The sequence below is a fragment of the Psychrobacter urativorans genome (genome assembly GCF_904846695.1).
In the GTDB taxonomy this organism is placed as follows: Bacteria; Pseudomonadota; Gammaproteobacteria; order Pseudomonadales; family Moraxellaceae; genus Psychrobacter; species Psychrobacter urativorans.
The window spans coordinates 64957-82638 of sequence record NZ_CAJHBR010000016.1; the positions used below are offsets into that span (position 1 = coordinate 64957).

Here is a 17682-nt window from a genome sequence, read left to right on the forward strand (position 1 = left end):
ATCAGTGCCGCATTATTACTGTCTTTACTACAGGGTCGCTTGATAGCTATGGTTTGGCTTATTTTCCAGCTTAAATTGATAGAGTTACGCACAACTTAAACCAATAGATCTAAGCATCAGCCTATGCTGAAACGTTGGCTTAGGTTCATTGAATACTTAGCAACTGAGGATAATATGGCACTACGAAGGTTCAAGGCATTTTTTGAATATGAAGCAGCGGGCGGCATTGTTCTAGCTATGGCTGCCGTTGCTGCCATGATTATTGCCAATACCCCTCTCAATGTTTGGTACGAGGCTTTTATTCACGCCCCAGTTGCTATAAAAATAGGTGCTTTTGAGATCGCAAAAGACGCTCACCATTGGATTAATGATGGTCTGATGGCGATTTTCTTTTTTTTAGTGGGTCTTGAGCTAAAACGTGAAGTGCTCATAGGCGAGCTATCTAATGTTAAGCAAATTATCTTACCTGCAGGCGCCGCCTTAGGGGGGATGATCTTTCCAGCTATTGTTTATATCCTCTTTAACTATAATCATCCTGAATATTGGAAAGGTTGGGCCATTCCAGCAGCTACTGATATCGCCTTTGCTATCGGCATTCTAAGCTTGTTAGGCAATCGTGTGCCTAACTCTTTAAAAGTGTTCTTAGTATCCATTGCTATTTTTGATGATATTGGCGCTATTTTAATCATTGCCTTATTTTATACTAGTGACTTATCTTTAGGCTCATTAGCGGTAGCTGGCTTATGTCTACCATTCTTGTACATACTCAATCGCCGTAACGTCACTAGCATTACTCCTTATATACTTATCGGTATTATCATGTGGATTGCGGTACTCAAATCCGGTATCCATGCCACTTTAGCTGGGGTGGTATTAGCGCTATTTATCCCGATGTTTGATCGTACTGATCCTGAGCACTCACCCTTAGAAGAGCTAGAGCATGACCTACAGAACACAGTTTCTTATGGAATTTTGCCCTTATTCGCTTTTGCTAACTCCGGTATCTCATTACAAGGTGCCGGCTTTGCTGATTTATTCCATTCAGTACCCTTAGGTATTGCCGCAGGCTTATTCATTGGTAAGCAGATGGGAGTTATGATCGCCTGTTGGATTATATTCAAACTGGGCGTGTCCAAAATGCCTAACGGTATGAACTTTAAGCAAATCTACGGTGCCGCTTTATTATGCGGTGTTGGCTTCACTATGAGCTTATTCATTGGTGGCTTAGCATTCGAAGGTGGCGACTATGTGTTCGATGAGCGTTTAGGCATTATCATGGGTTCAATCGTTTCTGGTATTGCAGGTTATATCATGCTCAAAGTGACCCTAAAAGATGACATCAGTAACACCTCAGTAGATTTAACTCGTCATTAATATTTACATTGTTTTTGCAGAATTTGCATTACAGTAATAGATGGCTATGAGCATGCTTTTATTGAAGTTATGCCTGCTTAGTAGCCTCACATTAATGAAAGACAGTTGTCATTATTATTGCCAATCATTAGCGCAAATTATTAGGGCTAATCAATAAAAACTACAGCTAGGGCTTAACGACTTAAACTTGATGATAAGAATACTTGATGAGTATAAATAACAAACGCACAGCCAAGGTCTGCAACGACCAAACCTATCATCAGCCCGCTTCTTGTTACCAGCGTCATGGGCGCACTACTGCTATTGATGATCATAGTGATCTGCAAGTATTGCGGCGCATAAAACGTCATCTACTTCCTAAGGATTTTACTATTTCAGCTGATTTATTGGCAGAGATAGTAGCGGGTTATGATATCGGTGACCCTATTGCTGATCAACTGGCTAGCGATGACGTGCGCTTTGCCAAGCCCTTACAGCAAGCGGCGAGTAATGGCCGTTTTGTTAGTAGCTTTACTGATGATCTCAATGCTAACCCCTCGTTTATGGCACTAGCCGAACAGTTCAGTCGACACCCCGACTGGTACGATCCTAAGCTTGCTGAGATTGGCGCTATTGCTTATCGCCGCTATCCACTGATGCTAATTTGGTTATTGCGCAACGTAGCGTTGATGGCCGGCTATAGTATTCCTGCCCTCTCCTTACCGCTTATCCAAACCGGTGCGCTGATGCATGATGCCCTGCCACGATTGATGCGTACTTATGCTTATATCTTGGCAGTATCTGAACATCCACAGGCAACAACCAGCGCTGAGCAAGATTCTATTGGCCAAGTATTAGCTATAGGTTCTGAGGGCTGGCGTCAGTCTATTAAAGTTCGTCAAATCCATACTTTAGTACGCCAGAACTTGCTTAAAGGTAGGCTGACTGGGGCTGATGGCGTTATCTCTGATAGCTATCAACATCATAACGCTGATGGCAGTTGGAACACTGAGTATTGGGGTCTCCCTATTAATCAGAGTGATATGATTGCCACTCACCTACAGTTTTCACTACTGATTATGCGTGGTCTGCGTATCTTGGGGGCACGTATTAGCCCTGAGGAAGCGCAAGGTATCCTGCACTTATGGAATCTAGCCAGCTATTGGATGGGCGTTGATCTGCAGCGCTTGCCACAAAATGAGGCGGCCTGTTGGGAGTGGTTATATACTTACCTGTCGATTCAGCAGCTTGATTTTAAGATGGGTCAGCCACTAGCTAAAGCCTTGCATGACTTGCCACGCCAGCTGATGGGTGAGGACAACCGTCGTGGTCGTTTTGTAGAGATGGTTAATGCTAGCGTTACGCGCACTTTAGTCGGTGATGATATCGGTGACGGTCTTGATTTACCTAAATCAAAAATACGCTACGGGGTATTGTCCTCAGTGCCTATTCTATTCACTCTTGACACCGCCAGACAATATAATAGTACTGTTGCACAAAAGTTAGAACAATTTCGCGCTAAGCGTCAGGATAATATGAATTGGTGGCTAAAGAAAAATGATGAGTATTATAAATGATCTTGAGACGCTGTTGTTATAGCTCATTTTAGCTGGTAAAAACCTATTCAAGCTAACAAAGATAAATAAAGTATAGAGATACAAAGTACTTACTAGATAAATACAGCGATCACAGCCATAAGCTTTGACAGCAGTTAGTAGCCTGCACTGACTGTTAGTTTTTTATACGATAATACCATTCAAGCTGACGATCAAACCCAGTCTCTAACAAGCTGGCCAGCACGCGCCCAGTCAACCCCCAAACCGTTTCCCCATCAACTTGCCAGCTGGGTGTCAATAGCGTAGCCATCTGTTCTGATAGCTGATCTTGAGTACGATATTGCACCGTATATTCTACTGTCGGCTGAGTAATAAGCCGCTCAAAGTCTGCCCAAAAAATACGCGATATCTCACCAAGCTCCGGAACCAACACTAAATCCGGCTCAATCAAGGCGACGATAGGACGCACACTCATCCCACTTTTGGAAGTTTGTATCGGTAATTGACCGATTATCTGTACTTTACTAGGCGGTAGCGCTGTCTCCTCACAAGCTTCACGTAGAGCAGTAACCACATTGTTACCATCCCCAATCTCGTATCTACCACCAGCGCAGGAGACCTCACCAGCATGGCTATTCATATGTACAGCGCGGCGAGTCAAAAGTATTTTTGGGCGCAGCTCATGAGTGATAGCCACTAGGATAGAGGCATCGGCAATCGGAGTCTGATATAAGGTATTCAAAATACGTGCGCTTTGCGCTATGTCAGTAGCTTGCGGCGACATCGATGCTGCGGTTGTTGCGGTTGCTGCCAATAGCTCAAGCTGCATTCTCTCAGCCAGCTGTCTTAGCCTTGGCTGCTGAATATAGGCTGGCAGAGCCACTGCCAATTCATTATAATCTGCAGAATACTGCGAGATTGTCATTAGAATCACCTTCTGTTTTTCGGTACTGGATTTTAGCGGATAAGTCTTTGCTAGAGAGCACTCATCTTAGAGTGAAGCGGCCTGTATAGAGCTGCCCTAGGTTTTTATGACTATTTATATGATAGTCTAAACCTTATGCTTAGACTAGCGGTTAACCTGCACAGTCATCAGTTACAAACTCAGTAGTGCTGCATAGAGTAGCTACATTTTGCCTATAATACGCTTATGATAGAAATATAAACCTTCTACTTATTTAGGATCTATACCCTAAAACTAAGCCTAGCAATAAACGCTTATTTTTGCCTAAATAAGGCATAATAATAGCAGCAAAAATTGGTTTATAGCTTTATCAGCGCTCAATGCTTAGCAAATCTGTGCTATCTTAAGCTAAATAGTATTAACTAAAAACAACCTGCACGCCTGTTAACATTCAATAATAAAATCTTATCCCTTACCTCTATCAAAACAAGGCAGTTAATATGCGCTATTGTCTCGAATGCGGCCACGAAGCTGAACGCAAAATCCCCGCAACTGATAATATACCGCGTTTGGTATGTCCCAATTGCAACTATATTCACTACGAAAATCCTAAAGTTATTTGTGGCTCTTTGGTAGTGCATAAGCATAGAGTATTGTTATGTCGTCGGGCGATTGAACCACAGTATGGTTTGTGGACTATCCCAGCAGGGTTTATGGAAAACGGTGAGACTATCGCTGAAGGTGCGGCACGCGAGAGCTTTGAAGAGGCAGATGCGGTAGTCACTAATCCGCAACTATACAGTATCTATGACATTCCAGATATCGGCCAAATTTATATTATCTACTTGACGGATCTAAAAGATGGCGCTTATGGTATTGGCTCTGAAAGCCTAGACTGTGCCTTGTTTAGTGAAGAAGATATTCCTTGGGACACTATCGCTTTTGAAGCCGTACGTCGAACTTTGACTAGCTATTTTGCTGATCGTAAAAAGTATGATAGTCGTGAACAGTTCCCGATTCATCAAGATCAAATCGCCAAGGATCAGAGCATTAAGCGCTACTAAGCTGCACTGCCAACTGTTTCTAGCACTAAACTAACTGAAGTAACTATAAAAGCCAGCGTCTTATCTAACAGCGCTGGCTTTTATGGTTTATTACTAGCTGCTGATTATAAAAGTACTGGTCTAACAACGCCATTATTTATGAGCGTCGCCAAAACCTCTGCATCAGCCATAAGCTATAAAAAATCACTGCATAATTGATAACAAAGGCCATTAGCCCAACTATGCTAATGAGTCGATAGATACCTTTATCGCCTAGTTGTAGCCAAGGAACCTCCATAATATTAAAATAAAATGCAGCCATAGATATTATAAGGGTCAACAGCATCGATATTAAGGCAATACGGCTACACTCTATCTTCTCAAGCCCCCTATGCTGGCGCTGGCGAAATAGGATAATGACAGCAATATTGAGTACAATGACTATAAAAATAGTTAATACAAAACCACCTAGCATAAAGCCTGAGTAGCTTAAAAAACAAGGCAGCACCATATAACCAATGCCATAAGGTATAGCATAAGCCGATAAGCTTTTAAAAGACTGAGTATGCTCAGAGATCAGCATAGGATGATGGTTTGCCACGTTGCTTGCTACTCCTGTGTAGTCAACTTGCCTGCCTTGTACAGCGTATCACTATTAGTCTGTCTGCTTTGTTAACTGCAATCTGGGTTATCGCTATTAATAGCTTACTGGTTTAATGAAAGCATTGACAACTATAGCTTAAGTTATCGATAGCACAAACAAAAGCAGATAATAGTTAACTATTATCTGCTTTTTATTCTTAAAGGCTATGCTTAAAGGCTATGCTTTAACGGCTGATATTAGCTTTTAATTTTACACACTTTAAAGCCTAAAGCGCTTACTTGCTGCTCTTTGTCGTATGGTGCTAGGACCGAGCGCACATGCTTCTGACCTTGCAAGTACTGCTTAGCCACACGCTGTAAGTCAGCGATAGTTACTGCTAGTATCGCAGCACGCATCTTACGTTGCCAAGCCTCACCACGATTATGCAGATTAGCAAAACAGGCTTTAATTGCTTCGCCAGCTGGAGAGCCAGGCTTATCCATACCTGAGATGATACCTAAGATAGCCTCTTCTAACTGCTCATCGCTTTGTGGCTCATTTAGTAACCATTCAATACTGGCATCAAAATGATCAAAAGTCTCCGCACAATGCGGGTCACGATAGCTAAAGAACTTAAAGGCGCAAGCATTGGCATCGTAGCCTGCACCCCCACCATAAGCGCCACCACGTTCACGGATAGCACTGTGCAAGTAGCCATTACGTAGATAAGGCGCTAGCACCATTAACGCTGCGGTATCAGGATGGTTGGCAGCAGGTACCGTATAAGCACTAGCATTATGATAAACGTTAGTAGCCACTAACCAAGCGAGATCTTCGACATCAACTATTGCCCCACTTTCAATAGCTCTGACTGGGTCTTGCTCACCATCTAAAGCGGTATCTAAAACCAAATCGGCGAACTCAGCTGGAATATTAGCCTCAATATTTGTAGCTGTTGTATCTTGTTGATTACTGGCTTTACTTTCCTTCCAGCTCTCCACTACTAAGTTGCTTAAGCGCTCAGTTTGATCACATTCACAGATAATAACGGCGTGCTTAGGTAAGCTGATTAAGCGTTGATGTAAGGCCATCAAACTAGTCGCTAATTGATCCCAAAGCTGATCATCGCTACTAGCATGCGTCAAAAAGTCTTTTAGCGCATTGAGAGCAGGTAGACCGCTACGCACATATTCTAACTGGGCTTGGCGACTCATACCACGGCTAGCTGTTTGTAACGCATAAGCGTGTCCGGCACTAGATAAACGCGACTGCCAAGAGGCCTGACGTGACTGTAATATCTCTTTGATACGGTCATGCTCAGTAAAGACACTATGCTCCATCACTTCTTTGAGCAAATCGATTGCTTCAGGCTTACGATTCAATGCTCGGGTAGCCATGACAAAGTAGCTGCTAATAGCACGGCTATCATCAATAGTAGTACGTTGGCTCACTCGTGCAGTCACCCCTGAGGAGTGTGCGGCTTGCTTAGCTTGCAACTGATAAGCATCCAGTGAGTCAGTGCCTAATTCTGATAACAAGCTCAAATAAATAGGCAGCAGCGGATGATTAATCACGTCATTAGCTGGGAGCTCGTCCGCATTTTCAGCATTAATAGGGTCAGTTAAAGGTACGATGACTTGATAATAGTAAAGACCGTTAGTACCCGCTTCATATTCAAATAGGGTGCTTTGTTGACCGCTTAACATGATTTGTTTTTGACGGCCTTGCTTAAAGCTAATATCCGTAGGTACGTCTTCTAGACCGACTTTAGGTAATAAGCTTAGATCATCTGGTGCCGCTTGACGCTGAGCTAAATCTAGCGCTTGTTGGCGTAGAATTTCGATATCATTAGCCGTCATATCCATAGCGATAGTATCTAGTCGCACTTGTTCAGCAGCAGCAAGACGAGCCGTTTTTTCACTATCAGGAGTCATGGTTACTCGTACCCGATGCTTATTATCGAGTAGATGAGTCTTGATTAAGTTAGGCAACCACTGCTCATCTTTGACTTGCTCACGCAGCCACAATAAGTGTTCATCCACTTCCCAAACATCGAGAGGATTACCATCATGAATGGCAGTACTAAAGCCCTCAAGCAATAAGTTCAGTCCATAAGGCATACTATCGCCGCCGATATGGCGCTGGTCAATCTCGATTTGATGCAATATAGTTTCGATTGTTTCATCATCGACAGGCTTACTGGCCACTTCAGTTAGTAAGTCAATAATACCTTGCTCGACCGCTTCAGCATGTTCAGCTTCAGAGCCACGCAGACCGGTATAAAACACCATCTCGAAATGGCTATCATCAAGACCTAATAATGGACTTGGTGCTTTACCTAATGGATGGCTGTCGAGGTACGCACGTAATGGCGAACCAGCATGCTCAATCAATACCCCTTCTAATAAGCGCAGTGCTAAACGCTGTTTGGGATCTGTAATCGAAGGTAATAGCCAAGCGATAACATGATGCGTCTGATCAGGACCAGCTTCATCAGCGGTATAAGTATCAGTAGCAATGACAGGCGTAGTGAAGCGCTGCTCTGGACGTGACACATGCTTCTTGCCAGTCTCAAACTCAATCAACGCATCTTCATGCATTTTTGCTTGCGTTTGCGCTACTGGAATATTACCAAAGCTCATTATCACACTGTTAGAAGGATGATAATGGCTCTGATGAAACTCAACCAACTCGTTATGAGTTAAGTCTGGAATATCAGCAGGATCACCGCCTGAATTATAATGATAAGTGGTAGTCGGGAATAAATGATGGGCAACCGCATGATAAAGCTGATCAACCTCATCACTCATTGCGCCTTTCATCTCATTGAAGACAATACCTTTGAACTGTGGCTTGTCATCGCTATCTAACTCCACGCGAATGCCTTCTTGGGCAAAATCTAACGGATGAATATTAGGGAAAAACGAAGCATCAAGATAGACAGCTAATAAGTTAAAGTAGTCGTTTTTATTCTGAGTGGCATACGGATATGCGGTCCAATCAGCAGCCGTCATCGCATTCATAAAAGTATTGAGCGAGCGCTTGATCATCGAAAAGAACGGATCACGTACTGGGAATTTTTCAGAGCCACATAAAGCCACGTGCTCCAATACATGAGCTTCGCCTTTGGAGTCCATTGGCTGAGTACGAAAGCCAACTAAAAACGCATTCTCATCACTAGGATGGGCCAGATGATAGTGCATTGCCCCAGTCTGCACATGCTGACTGATCAGCACATCCATCGATAGTGCCTCAATATGGCGGTGCTCAAGCAGCTCAAATGCAGGGTGCAAGGTTAAGTCAGCGCTAAATGCGGTATCAGTCATAATAGTCCTTTTGGCGTGCCGTTCAATAGCGGCAAATAAATGAAAATAATTTTATAAAAATATTATGGATAACTGTCAGTGGAGATATTTTCGGCTTATGCTGGCAAGCCTATATTCTAAGGCTTATATCGATTGGCTAAAGTAAAAATAGAAATTGCCTAACACTGTTAGATGGGGTTAGCTTAGTTAGAAGTCAAGGCACTAAGCTACAAGGTACGACGCTATAGGATACACAAAACCTATTTAACTACTTATAGATTATTAATAACTTTATCAATAGATACAATTGATCCCAGCACTAGCAAAGCTGCTGTAGCTACTTAACAGCAGCCATTACTAGTGTTATAGTTAAGGTTACTTGCTAAGAGGAGTACACTCATGAGTTATCAACATATATTACTAGTCACCGACTTATTACCTGATGCTGATATCGTAGCTCAAAAAGCTAAGCATATCGTGGTTAATCGTCCAGGTTCTAAGCTGTCAGTATTGCATATTGTCAAAGATACTATGGTCGGCTTTGGCTATGAGCTAGTGCCCGCCTCTAGTCTATACGATGAGATTGATGATGAACGCTGTCAAGAAGCGCGAGCAAAGCTGGCACAGTTCTTAGAGCGTAATGAACTAAATGCGGTAAACTCAGAAGTCACTACTGCCATCTCCAACAGTGAAGGCATCGTCACTTATTGCGAAAAAAACGACGTAGACTTATTAGTCATCGGTCGCCATGAGCGTCATGGTATAGCCGCTTGGATCAGTGGCGCTACAGCGGATAATATCTTACCCAACGTACCTTGTGACAGCTTAGTAGTCAGACTTAATAAACAAGTAACGAAAAAATAGCTAAGCCCAGTATCAAAGCCCTAAAAAAGCGCCCTATAGAATCTTATCTATGCGGCGCTTTTTTGATGGCTGTGTTTGAGCTATTTCTAAGTTTAATTAGCCTGAATGATATCAATAAAGGTCTGCCAAATAGCGCTTTGGTGACGAGCTTTATGCCAGACTAACCACCAACTGCGCGCCAAATCTATGCCAGCTACTTTGACTGGTACTAACTTACCGCAAGCTAACTCGGTCTCGATGACGTGTTGCGATAGACAGCCCAAACCAATATCAGCGCTGACCATATGCTTGATGGCTTCTGACTGCTGAATCGCCATGATTACTTCAGCGTTGGGCAGGTGTTGTAATAGCTGCTCATCTATAATTTGCCGAGTCCCTGAACCCGGCTCTCGAACTAACAATGGCAGCCGGGCTAATTGCTCAATAGTCAGCCGATAGCAGTTCTCGCCCTGATCATAAGCTGTCAGATCAGCCAACCATTTGCTATCACGCTTAGCAAATAATATGAGCGTATCGGTTCGCCAAGCACGCTTCTCAATGACTTTACTGTCTATAGGGCGCGGCATGCCTTCGACTAAGGCAATATCTATATTGAGTTGCTCAATTTCGCTGACCACCTCTTGAGTATTGGCTATGTACATGTTGACATTGGCATTAGGTAATACTTGATACAGCTTAGCTAGTAGCGGTGGCAATACATAATTACCGATAGTGGTACTTGCTCCAATATGAATCTGCCCAGCTTGGTGTTTATGATAGTGCTCAAGGGTCACGGCTTGACCCAATATAGCTTGAGCTTGCACATAAACGGCATGCGCATTAGGGTGTTGATTCAAGCGGCGCCCTACTCGCTCAAACAAGGGCATTTGCATGCGAGATTCAAGTTCGCTCAAAGCGCTACTAACCGCCGACTGCGATAAATGCAGCTGCTCACTGGCACGACTAGTGCTACCGGTTTGATAAATACTGACAAATACTGCTAGCTGTTTTAGCGTAATTTTCGGTAAGGTTTGCGCTATAGTTTGCATCAGTGTCTCGTTTTTATTTTTCGTTTGTTTATCATAAAAAAGTGCTGAATTATTCTCTCACAAATAAAAAAATTAACGTTAACAAATAATGAGGTGCGTTTCGTAAACCTACACGACTTTCTTAGCTAAGCTAGCTATTCCGTAGGCTGCTGCTTTTAGCCCAGCATTTTTATTTATATCTTCTAGCAATAAACAGCTCATTTACTATTTTATATTCCGTTAATCGTGGTGTTATTTTTCCCTATTGCGATATTACATTACTGTTTGCTGGGCTAAAGCCACAGCCTACGCGACTTTATCAAGTTTACTTGTATGGGTCTAAGGTATATCAACCTACCCAAAAAATCGATAGTCCGTATCTTATTAATCTGTTTTTATTATAGATAAGCTTTGTTTATAATGTCTACTTATCAGCTTAACGCTATAACTAGCATTATTAAAATAACAAACGCGTCAATAGGAAACTCATGAACGCTTTTACCCAAGCCGTTAGCAGTTATATTCCCCGGACCCGCCATTTATTAGGACTTATCCTAGTATTAATCGGCAGCTTATTTTGTTTATGGCTCAATACTAGCTTGGATGTATGGAGCAATGGACGCATCATTGGTCTATCATCCTTAACTCTAGCTATTTTGCTCGGTATGATCTTAGGTAATACCATTTATCCTAAGTTTGCGCCAAGCTTATCTGAAGGGGTTGGCTTTGCTAAAGGGCAAGTTTTACGCTTAGCCATTATGTTTTATGGCTTTAAACTGACTTTAACAGAAGTCGCTAGCGTCGGTATGCCAGCCGTGATGAGTGATGCTTTAGTGCTGACTTCAACGTTTTTAATAACTTATTGGTTGGGCACTAAGTGGCTAAAAGTGGATAAGCAGACCACCTTGCTAATTGGTGCTGGGGCTAGTATTTGCGGAGCGGCAGCAGTGATTGCAGCCGAGCCAGTAGTCAAAGCCGAAGCGCATAAAGTCACTATCGCCGTTGCAACGGTGGTAGTCTTCGGTACTATCGCTATGCTGCTCTATCCGTTTTTATATCATTTGGGTTGGCTACAGCCTTGGTTAACTGCGCAAGGCTACGGTATCTACACTGGCTCAACTATTCACGAAGTGGCACAAGTAGTCGTCGCTGGTAATACCGTTAGTCCTGAAGTCGGTGATACAGCGGTAGTCACTAAGATGATTCGAGTGATGATGCTTGCGCCTTTTTTATTGATATTGTCATTTGCCTTAACCAAAAGCGGTGGCGCTAATGGTGAAAAACTATCTGTCATGAGCCGGGTCAAACAAGTAAAAGTGCCTTGGTTCGCTTTTATCTTTATCTTAATCGTAGTGCTGCATACTTGGCTGACTATGAGCGCAGGCTTTGAAGCTATTATGGTCAAATTCGATGATATATTGTTAGCTATGGCTATGTTCGCCTTAGGCTTAACTACCCATCTAAGCGCTATCAAACAAGCTGGCGCTAAACCGCTAATCTTAGGAGCGATAATGTTTGCTTGGCTGATCATTGGCGGTGGCCTGATCAACATTGGTATTAGCTTTATCTAAACAGTCTGTAAGCATTAGCCTTTATTGCTGCTAACCTTTATTACTACTAACCTTTATTATTGCTAACCCTTGCTACTGCCAATCTAGCTGTTAAAAGTATAAAAGCCTAAGTTATGGTTACCATAACTTAGGCTTTTTGCGCTCAGGCGGTTTCAATAAGCGTTAACTAAGTTACCCTTAAAGCATTAGCTAAGTTACCCTTATCCTAAACCGGCAAATCACGCAGCAAAAAAAACGAACCCGGAGGTTCGCTTTTTTAACACATTATTCTCTAATTAAAAATTAGATAGCAACGATGTTATGAGCTTGTGGACCTTTTTGACCTTGAGTTACAGTGAACTCAACTTCTTGGCCTTCAGCTAAAGTTTTGAAGCCTGAACCAGTGATTTCGCTGTAATGAGCAAAAACGTCTGCGCCGCTTTCTGGAGCGATAAAACCAAAGCCTTTAGCTTCGTTGAACCATTTAACTGTACCTTTCATAGTATCTGACATAATTCTAATCCTAATTTTAATCTATTGATGGTCAAATGACCGATAATGCTTGCAAATAGCTACTGACGGTAAATATTAAAACGAAGGATTATAACTAATACTACGTGGTAATGATTTGGTGCAGAACTGCTCTTAAGCTTGAGCGTATTATAGGGGGCTTCCAGAATTATGGCAAGTATTATCTAAACCTTTTGTGTAACAGCCTAAAAAATAATTAGCCTTGTCCCCTTTTATTCGTTGTGTAGCCCCATCAATGCAATGAGCGTTGACAGTCAAGTTAAGCATCAGGTAACCGAAACAGGTAGATGGCGACCCCAGTACAGACGGTGGCTACGACCCAAGCCATCCATAACATATCGGCTGGCAATTTATAAAAAAGCATAGTGGTTGATATGGCCATCATCAGGGTTGCCAAAAATTTGGCATAGCGTGGTACGGCATGATTATTTTCCCAGTCACGCACGAACTTACCAAAGAATCGATGATTAATTAGCCAAAAATGAAAGCGTCGTGAGCTACGTGCCCAGCATCCAGCAGCTAGTAATATAAAAGGTGCAGTCGGCATCACTGGCAGCACTACCCCAATAATACCCAGTACAAAAAATATCCAACCGGTAATAAGAAAAGTCCAACGAACCGTAGGGTTAGCGGACTGGTTGGTCTTGGGACGATAATAAAAAGCTTTTTTCTTCTCAATCATAAGTTTATTAACTACAACCCTATTAAGTAAGCAAAGATAACGATAAGAGGTGACAGCTTGTTATAAAAGAAAGCTACTTTAAAAAAGAAAGCTACTTTAAAAAGCTACTCTACAAAACTCAACTTAGCATGCAATAAGCCCCAAATTCACACAAGATTAGTTTTGCAGCTTTATGTGGTTTTTTGACGGCAAGATAGTTTCTAGATAACTATATAAATAGTGAATTGATTACATTTAAAGTGATAGAAACTTGGACGCTAATGAGCCATACTGCTTATGTTGCTATATTATTTATAGCCAGTTTATTTTTTGTATTAATAAAACAGCTCCCTAATATAAATCATCAAAACCGTAAATATATAAGCCACGGTATGTACGAGGTAGGCTATGAAACTACAATTTGCGCTGGTCCTGTCCTTTCCTATTTTAATAGGGCTAGTTGGCTGTGATAAAGGCATTAGCACTATCTCCGGTAATGCCGTGAAGTGCGGTGACGAGAACTCGCTACAGCTCATTAAAACCCTATTAAAAGACAATACTCAATCTTATGTAAAAAACATCGCATCCAATGAGGGTGTAACGACTGACAGTGCGGCGTTGAGAGCTAGTGCTAGCCAAATTGATTTTACTTTGGCAGATGTTCGTACTTCAAAGACTGATCCTAATAGTACTAAAGTGTTTTGTGTTGCAGCGCTATCTACTACTCTGAATTCAGAGCTAGTGAATCGGGCTAACTTTGTCACTGATTACTATGAGCAAGTTAACCTTAGTGAGCTGGCATTTGAACAAGATATTGAGATGGACAACAACACTATAAGTTATTCCTTAGAGTATGCAATACAACCTACTGATGATGGAACCAACATCTACGGTCAACTACAAAATGGCACTGAGCTGTTTGATTTCATAGGGACTGCTATCGTTAATTCTATGCAAAAAAATTCTGTGCAATCCTTAAAGTCTCAGCAACAAAAAGCTAAGGTAGCCACTAAGCTGGCGCAAAGCAAGGCGCAGGAAGATGAGAGGGCATTGGTGGTAGAAGCAACGGTTTTAGCACGTCGTGAAGCGGCAGGTGAACTGGCTGAAGTGTCTGCTGAACAAGCCAAATCCAAAGCCACTATGGATTACAAACGTAGTGAGCTCAATAAGCTGTGGAATTCAGCATCAGATGAAGTAAAAGAGTCATTAGCAGAAGGACAAAGAGAGTGGGTTGCAGAGCGTGATGAGATTTGTGTTAATCGTGCTCGAGAGGCAGATCCTGCTTGGCAAGAATATGTGCGTACAGAATGCATTACTGAACTAATAGGCGAGCGCTATTATGAAGTAAAAGAATATATCGATAATTATGAGTAGGCCGAAACCTTTAGATACTCTATTGGCTCACAGTTAAGTTCGACTAAGTCAGGTCAAATATAAGCCCTGCCTGTTATCACAAAGATAATAGGTAGGGCTTATTACTGAGTGATTTTGTCACTAAGCCTCACTCCCCCCAATATTTGGCAATGGCTTTTGGGAAGCAATAGTCTTTTGGCATTACTGTTATAGCGATTGGTACTAATATTGATTTAGTCACTCCACCAATGCTGTCGCACGCTGCTTTATCAGCAACGTTATAGTAGATAACTCGCAAAGTGTTCTGAGGACACAGATCTGAGCACTGGAAGGATTTCATAACTTCAGTGCCATGATGGTAACCTATAACCCATTGCTGCGCCCCTTGTGTTGGTGCAGACTCTTTTTGCTCTGCCGCTTGAATGAGATCAGCATCAGTCATAGTGTCTTCGTTAGTAGGCGCAGTAACGCAAGCTGCTAGGCTTATTATTAAGGCGCTTAGGGCGGTTAATTTGGCAGTTGATAGCATCGGCATTATTTTCATAATAGTTACTCTCCAGTTATTTCGCTACTAATCCCTTAGCTCGGTAGCAACTTAAGCCAGCTAAGAACCCCCTTTAGTATATTGTTATAGCGCGCAGAATACTGCACTATAGCGGCCGAGCCATTATTAAAATTTGTCATTAAAACCTGTGATTAATACCTGTCATTGAAATTCAGTGGCTATAACAGTTGCTGGCTGATGACTATAGCTTCAGCGGAGCTGTCAATAAGCACTATGCCCTATAGAAAACTATTAAACTTTTATATGCTTACTATAGTCTCTGTTAGCTAAGCAGATATTGACTATTTAACCAGTTATAGCCGATAAAAAACCGCTCACAGTCTAAGCTAGGAGCGGTTTTTGCTTACTATATAAAGCAGTGTTAATAGAGAGGTTCTAAACTAGTATCAATGCCATTATCGGAAATATTAGAAAATAACCAAAGACTGCTAACAGTGCATACAAGGTGTTGACGTCTTTACCATCGATCTTCAGTCTAGCTAAAGTATCGCCAAGCTTTAAAATAGAGATAGTATAAAAGTAAAATGCTAATAACAGCAGCACGGTCCTAATAGCAAATATGGCCAAAGAAGACGCTGCACCAAAAAATATCACTGTGCCAGGAAATAGAACTTCACCTTTGATGATCAAGACTAATAGAACAACTGCTACACCTGACGCCGAAGCATGAAAAAATATAACGTCGTGGAGGGTGGCATCAGCTTTATAAAAACTGTGTTCAATATTAAGTTTGTCACTACTAAGGGCTTTGGGGACAGAGTCTCCAGTCATGATTAATTTATGACCTTTGACATTACTAGCGGTAATGAGGAAGACGAAGAATGTCAGACCGACCCAGAAGAATACATGTATATTTATGATAGTCATTACCCCTAAATCCGTGGAAACTCGATTTAAAAATATTTTCTGTATCAATAAAATTCAATATAATGCTTAGTGATAGTAGAGCCTCAGCCCTTGTAAAAGTTACTGTTTACCTACTCATACTATCAGTACCATTACTTTGATTTGTAAAAAAGTGTGCCCTACTAAGCACCTCAGGCATGGCTACCTATGCTGCTAGTTGCTTTAGTGAGTGGTCTATAACTGAGATTTATTTTTTACCGTAAAAAAACCGCTCACAGTCTAGGCTAGAGCGGTTTTAAATATTGATATTAGGGTTGTAAATGTTATATTATTTCGCTATTAATCCTAGCTCAGTGGCTGCTTTTAGCCAGCTTGGAAACTCCTCTAGCATGTTCTCGTATAAAGCTTCTTCGCTGATATCATCCAAGTCATCTAGCTCAAAAAAGCTGCAATTATCAACAAGTCGTCCGGTCATATCATCTAATTTTTTTAGAATGCCGTAGCTACTACCACCCAAACCAACAAACTGCCAGAATATCGGTAACTTTGCAGCGTCAGTCATAATTCTACTTATACCACGAGTGTCACGTACGCCACCATCGCTAACGAACAGCACATATTTTCTAAAATAATCTATCTTAAGAGCATGTATAATTAGTTTTTAACTCATCAATAAATAGTCTTAAACCTTCAGGCTCTTCGGTGTAAGCCGAAAAGTCACTAATGAAATCTTCCTCTTTAATCTGCTTACTAAATTTTAGCCTTGTAGTTATTTTACCACTATTTTTATGAAACTCACTTTTAGTCAAAGCTAACACTTTATAAGCTATAAAAATTAATTCCTTACCTCTATACGAATCTAAAGGATCGGTTCTGCTAAAATATGTCTTAGAGTCTAAGATCTGATTTTCCACAAGGTTTAGTTCAGCTTCACTAAACACGTCTAATTCAAATACGTTTTTGAAATTGGATATATTTAGCATATTATTATCATGAACCAAATTACTATTTGCAATCAACTTGGGTAGCACATCTTTGAATTGATTAAACTCCACCTCTGAATCACCAGTTACTATTGCCTTCAAACAAACCATATAATCTCTTATAAGCATTACTAATTTATCTCTTTCAGTTAAAATGTAGTCTCTAACTTTGATGAAATCTGAATCTCTATCTATTTCTCCATTTGCAGGCTTTCTTTTTTTCTCTAATTTAGTCAAACTTTCTAATATATTACAAAAAAATCCATCCGTTATAAAAAAGTTTTCAATACTATATTTTTTTAAATAAAATACTCTGTCATCATCTTCTGCCTCTTTATTTAGGTTTAATTTAAAATCTGAATCTAAAAAAACTATAAACAGACTGTTTGAATAATAATGACTATCATTTATTGCAGCTATAAATTTAGTAGCTTCATCAATTCCACCACTTACAATAGACCTCTTGCAAAAGTAGCAGAGAATTTTATAATAACTCATACAATCACAATTGGTTAGGACCATGCCAAACATAGACAAGCTACTTAAACAAAGTGATGCTGGTTTTAAACGTTACACAG

At 41.2% G+C, this 17682-nt stretch carries 15 protein-coding genes and 1 pseudogene; 6 read left to right on the forward strand and 10 right to left on the reverse strand.

From position 1 onward, the window contains the following. Positions 1-174 precede the first annotated feature (174 nt). Complete coding sequence (nhaA, locus tag JMY09_RS10745) at positions 175-1374, forward strand: Na+/H+ antiporter NhaA (RefSeq protein ID WP_201623607.1); 1200 nt, start codon at positions 175-177, stop codon at positions 1372-1374. A 206-nt stretch (positions 1375-1580) separates the two neighbouring features. Next, positions 1581-2930, forward strand: a complete 1350-nt coding sequence (locus JMY09_RS10750) for an oxygenase MpaB family protein (RefSeq protein WP_201623588.1) — start codon at positions 1581-1583, stop codon at positions 2928-2930. Between the two features lie 154 nt (positions 2931-3084). Here the strand turns inward: JMY09_RS10750 and JMY09_RS10755 are convergent, their stop codons facing one another. Next, complete coding sequence (locus tag JMY09_RS10755; protein ID WP_201623589.1) at positions 3085-3834, reverse strand: NUDIX hydrolase; 750 nt, start codon at positions 3832-3834, stop codon at positions 3085-3087. A gap of 479 nt (positions 3835-4313) precedes the next feature. On the opposite strand from JMY09_RS10755, the gene JMY09_RS10760 reads away from it, so the two are divergent. Next, the gene (locus JMY09_RS10760) at positions 4314-4877 is read left to right on the forward strand and encodes an NUDIX hydrolase (protein WP_201623590.1); all 564 of its coding nucleotides are present in this window, start codon (positions 4314-4316) and stop codon (positions 4875-4877) included. A gap of 136 nt (positions 4878-5013) precedes the next feature. On the opposite strand, the gene JMY09_RS10765 is transcribed toward JMY09_RS10760, so the two are convergent. After that, positions 5014-5457: a hypothetical protein gene (locus JMY09_RS10765; RefSeq protein WP_201623591.1), complete on the reverse strand. Its 444-nt coding sequence runs from the start codon at positions 5455-5457 to the stop codon at positions 5014-5016. A gap of 239 nt (positions 5458-5696) precedes the next feature. Next, entirely contained in the window at positions 5697-8765 is a 3069-nt protein-coding gene (locus JMY09_RS10770) for an insulinase family protein (RefSeq protein WP_201623592.1), read from the reverse strand. 378 nt (positions 8766-9143) lie between these two features. Between JMY09_RS10770 and JMY09_RS10775 the strand changes: the two genes are divergently transcribed. Continuing rightward, positions 9144-9608, forward strand: a complete 465-nt coding sequence (locus JMY09_RS10775) for a universal stress protein (protein ID WP_201623593.1) — start codon at positions 9144-9146, stop codon at positions 9606-9608. Between the two features lie 92 nt (positions 9609-9700). Here the strand turns inward: JMY09_RS10775 and JMY09_RS10780 are convergent, their stop codons facing one another. Then, a complete protein-coding gene (locus tag JMY09_RS10780) occupies positions 9701-10636 on the reverse strand; it encodes a LysR substrate-binding domain-containing protein (RefSeq protein WP_201623594.1) in 936 nt (311 codons plus the stop codon). Between the two features lie 467 nt (positions 10637-11103). On the opposite strand from JMY09_RS10780, the gene JMY09_RS10785 reads away from it, so the two are divergent. Then, complete coding sequence (locus JMY09_RS10785) at positions 11104-12186, forward strand: YeiH family protein (RefSeq protein ID WP_201623595.1); 1083 nt, start codon at positions 11104-11106, stop codon at positions 12184-12186. Positions 12187-12468: 282 nt separating this feature from the next. Here the strand turns inward: JMY09_RS10785 and JMY09_RS10790 are convergent, their stop codons facing one another. Continuing rightward, entirely contained in the window at positions 12469-12678 is a 210-nt protein-coding gene (locus tag JMY09_RS10790; RefSeq protein WP_062533834.1) for a cold-shock protein, read from the reverse strand. Positions 12679-12955: 277 nt separating this feature from the next. Then, complete coding sequence (locus JMY09_RS10795; RefSeq protein WP_201623596.1) at positions 12956-13378, reverse strand: YbaN family protein; 423 nt, start codon at positions 13376-13378, stop codon at positions 12956-12958. Positions 13379-13765: 387 nt separating this feature from the next. On the opposite strand from JMY09_RS10795, the gene JMY09_RS10800 reads away from it, so the two are divergent. Further along, positions 13766-14731: a lysozyme inhibitor LprI family protein gene (locus JMY09_RS10800; RefSeq protein ID WP_201623597.1), complete on the forward strand. Its 966-nt coding sequence runs from the start codon at positions 13766-13768 to the stop codon at positions 14729-14731. Between the two features lie 127 nt (positions 14732-14858). Here the strand turns inward: JMY09_RS10800 and JMY09_RS10805 are convergent, their stop codons facing one another. The 4 genes and pseudogenes from JMY09_RS10805 to JMY09_RS10820 form a co-directional block, all read right to left on the reverse strand. Next, positions 14859-15254: a hypothetical protein gene (locus JMY09_RS10805; RefSeq protein ID WP_227677290.1), complete on the reverse strand. Its 396-nt coding sequence runs from the start codon at positions 15252-15254 to the stop codon at positions 14859-14861. 396 nt (positions 15255-15650) lie between these two features. Continuing rightward, on the reverse strand, positions 15651-16142 hold the full coding sequence (locus JMY09_RS10810; protein ID WP_201623598.1) for a hypothetical protein: 492 nt from the start codon (positions 16140-16142) through the stop codon (positions 15651-15653). A 307-nt stretch (positions 16143-16449) separates the two neighbouring features. Next, positions 16450-16758 (reverse strand): annotated as a pseudogene (locus JMY09_RS10815) (VWA domain-containing protein); the annotation flags it as partial. 1 nt (position 16759) lies between these two features. After that, complete coding sequence (locus JMY09_RS10820; RefSeq protein WP_201623599.1) at positions 16760-17602, reverse strand: DUF4435 domain-containing protein; 843 nt, start codon at positions 17600-17602, stop codon at positions 16760-16762. Between the last annotated feature and the right edge of the window lie 80 nt (positions 17603-17682).

What these genes read in the sequence shown, in the direction of transcription:
- nhaA (WP_201623607.1), top strand. Translation starts at nt 175, where the DNA reads ATGGCACTACGAAGGTTCAAGGCATTTTTTGAATATGAAGCAGCGGGC.
- JMY09_RS10750 (WP_201623588.1), top strand. Translation starts at nt 1,581, where the DNA reads ATGAGTATAAATAACAAACGCACAGCCAAGGTCTGCAACGACCAAACC.
- JMY09_RS10755 (WP_201623589.1), bottom strand. Translation starts at nt 3,834, where the DNA reads ATGACAATCTCGCAGTATTCTGCAGATTATAATGAATTGGCAGTGGCT.
- JMY09_RS10760 (WP_201623590.1), top strand. Translation starts at nt 4,314, where the DNA reads ATGCGCTATTGTCTCGAATGCGGCCACGAAGCTGAACGCAAAATCCCC.
- JMY09_RS10770 (WP_201623592.1), bottom strand. Translation starts at nt 8,765, where the DNA reads ATGACTGATACCGCATTTAGCGCTGACTTAACCTTGCACCCTGCATTT.
- JMY09_RS10775 (WP_201623593.1), top strand. Translation starts at nt 9,144, where the DNA reads ATGAGTTATCAACATATATTACTAGTCACCGACTTATTACCTGATGCT.
- JMY09_RS10780 (WP_201623594.1), bottom strand. Translation starts at nt 10,636, where the DNA reads ATGCAAACTATAGCGCAAACCTTACCGAAAATTACGCTAAAACAGCTA.
- JMY09_RS10785 (WP_201623595.1), top strand. Translation starts at nt 11,104, where the DNA reads ATGAACGCTTTTACCCAAGCCGTTAGCAGTTATATTCCCCGGACCCGC.
- JMY09_RS10790 (WP_062533834.1), bottom strand. Translation starts at nt 12,678, where the DNA reads ATGTCAGATACTATGAAAGGTACAGTTAAATGGTTCAACGAAGCTAAA.
- JMY09_RS10795 (WP_201623596.1), bottom strand. Translation starts at nt 13,378, where the DNA reads ATGATTGAGAAGAAAAAAGCTTTTTATTATCGTCCCAAGACCAACCAG.
- JMY09_RS10800 (WP_201623597.1), top strand. Translation starts at nt 13,766, where the DNA reads ATGAAACTACAATTTGCGCTGGTCCTGTCCTTTCCTATTTTAATAGGG.
- JMY09_RS10805 (WP_227677290.1), bottom strand. Translation starts at nt 15,254, where the DNA reads ATGAAAATAATGCCGATGCTATCAACTGCCAAATTAACCGCCCTAAGC.
- JMY09_RS10810 (WP_201623598.1), bottom strand. Translation starts at nt 16,142, where the DNA reads ATGACTATCATAAATATACATGTATTCTTCTGGGTCGGTCTGACATTC.
- JMY09_RS10820 (WP_201623599.1), bottom strand. Translation starts at nt 17,602, where the DNA reads ATGAGTTATTATAAAATTCTCTGCTACTTTTGCAAGAGGTCTATTGTA.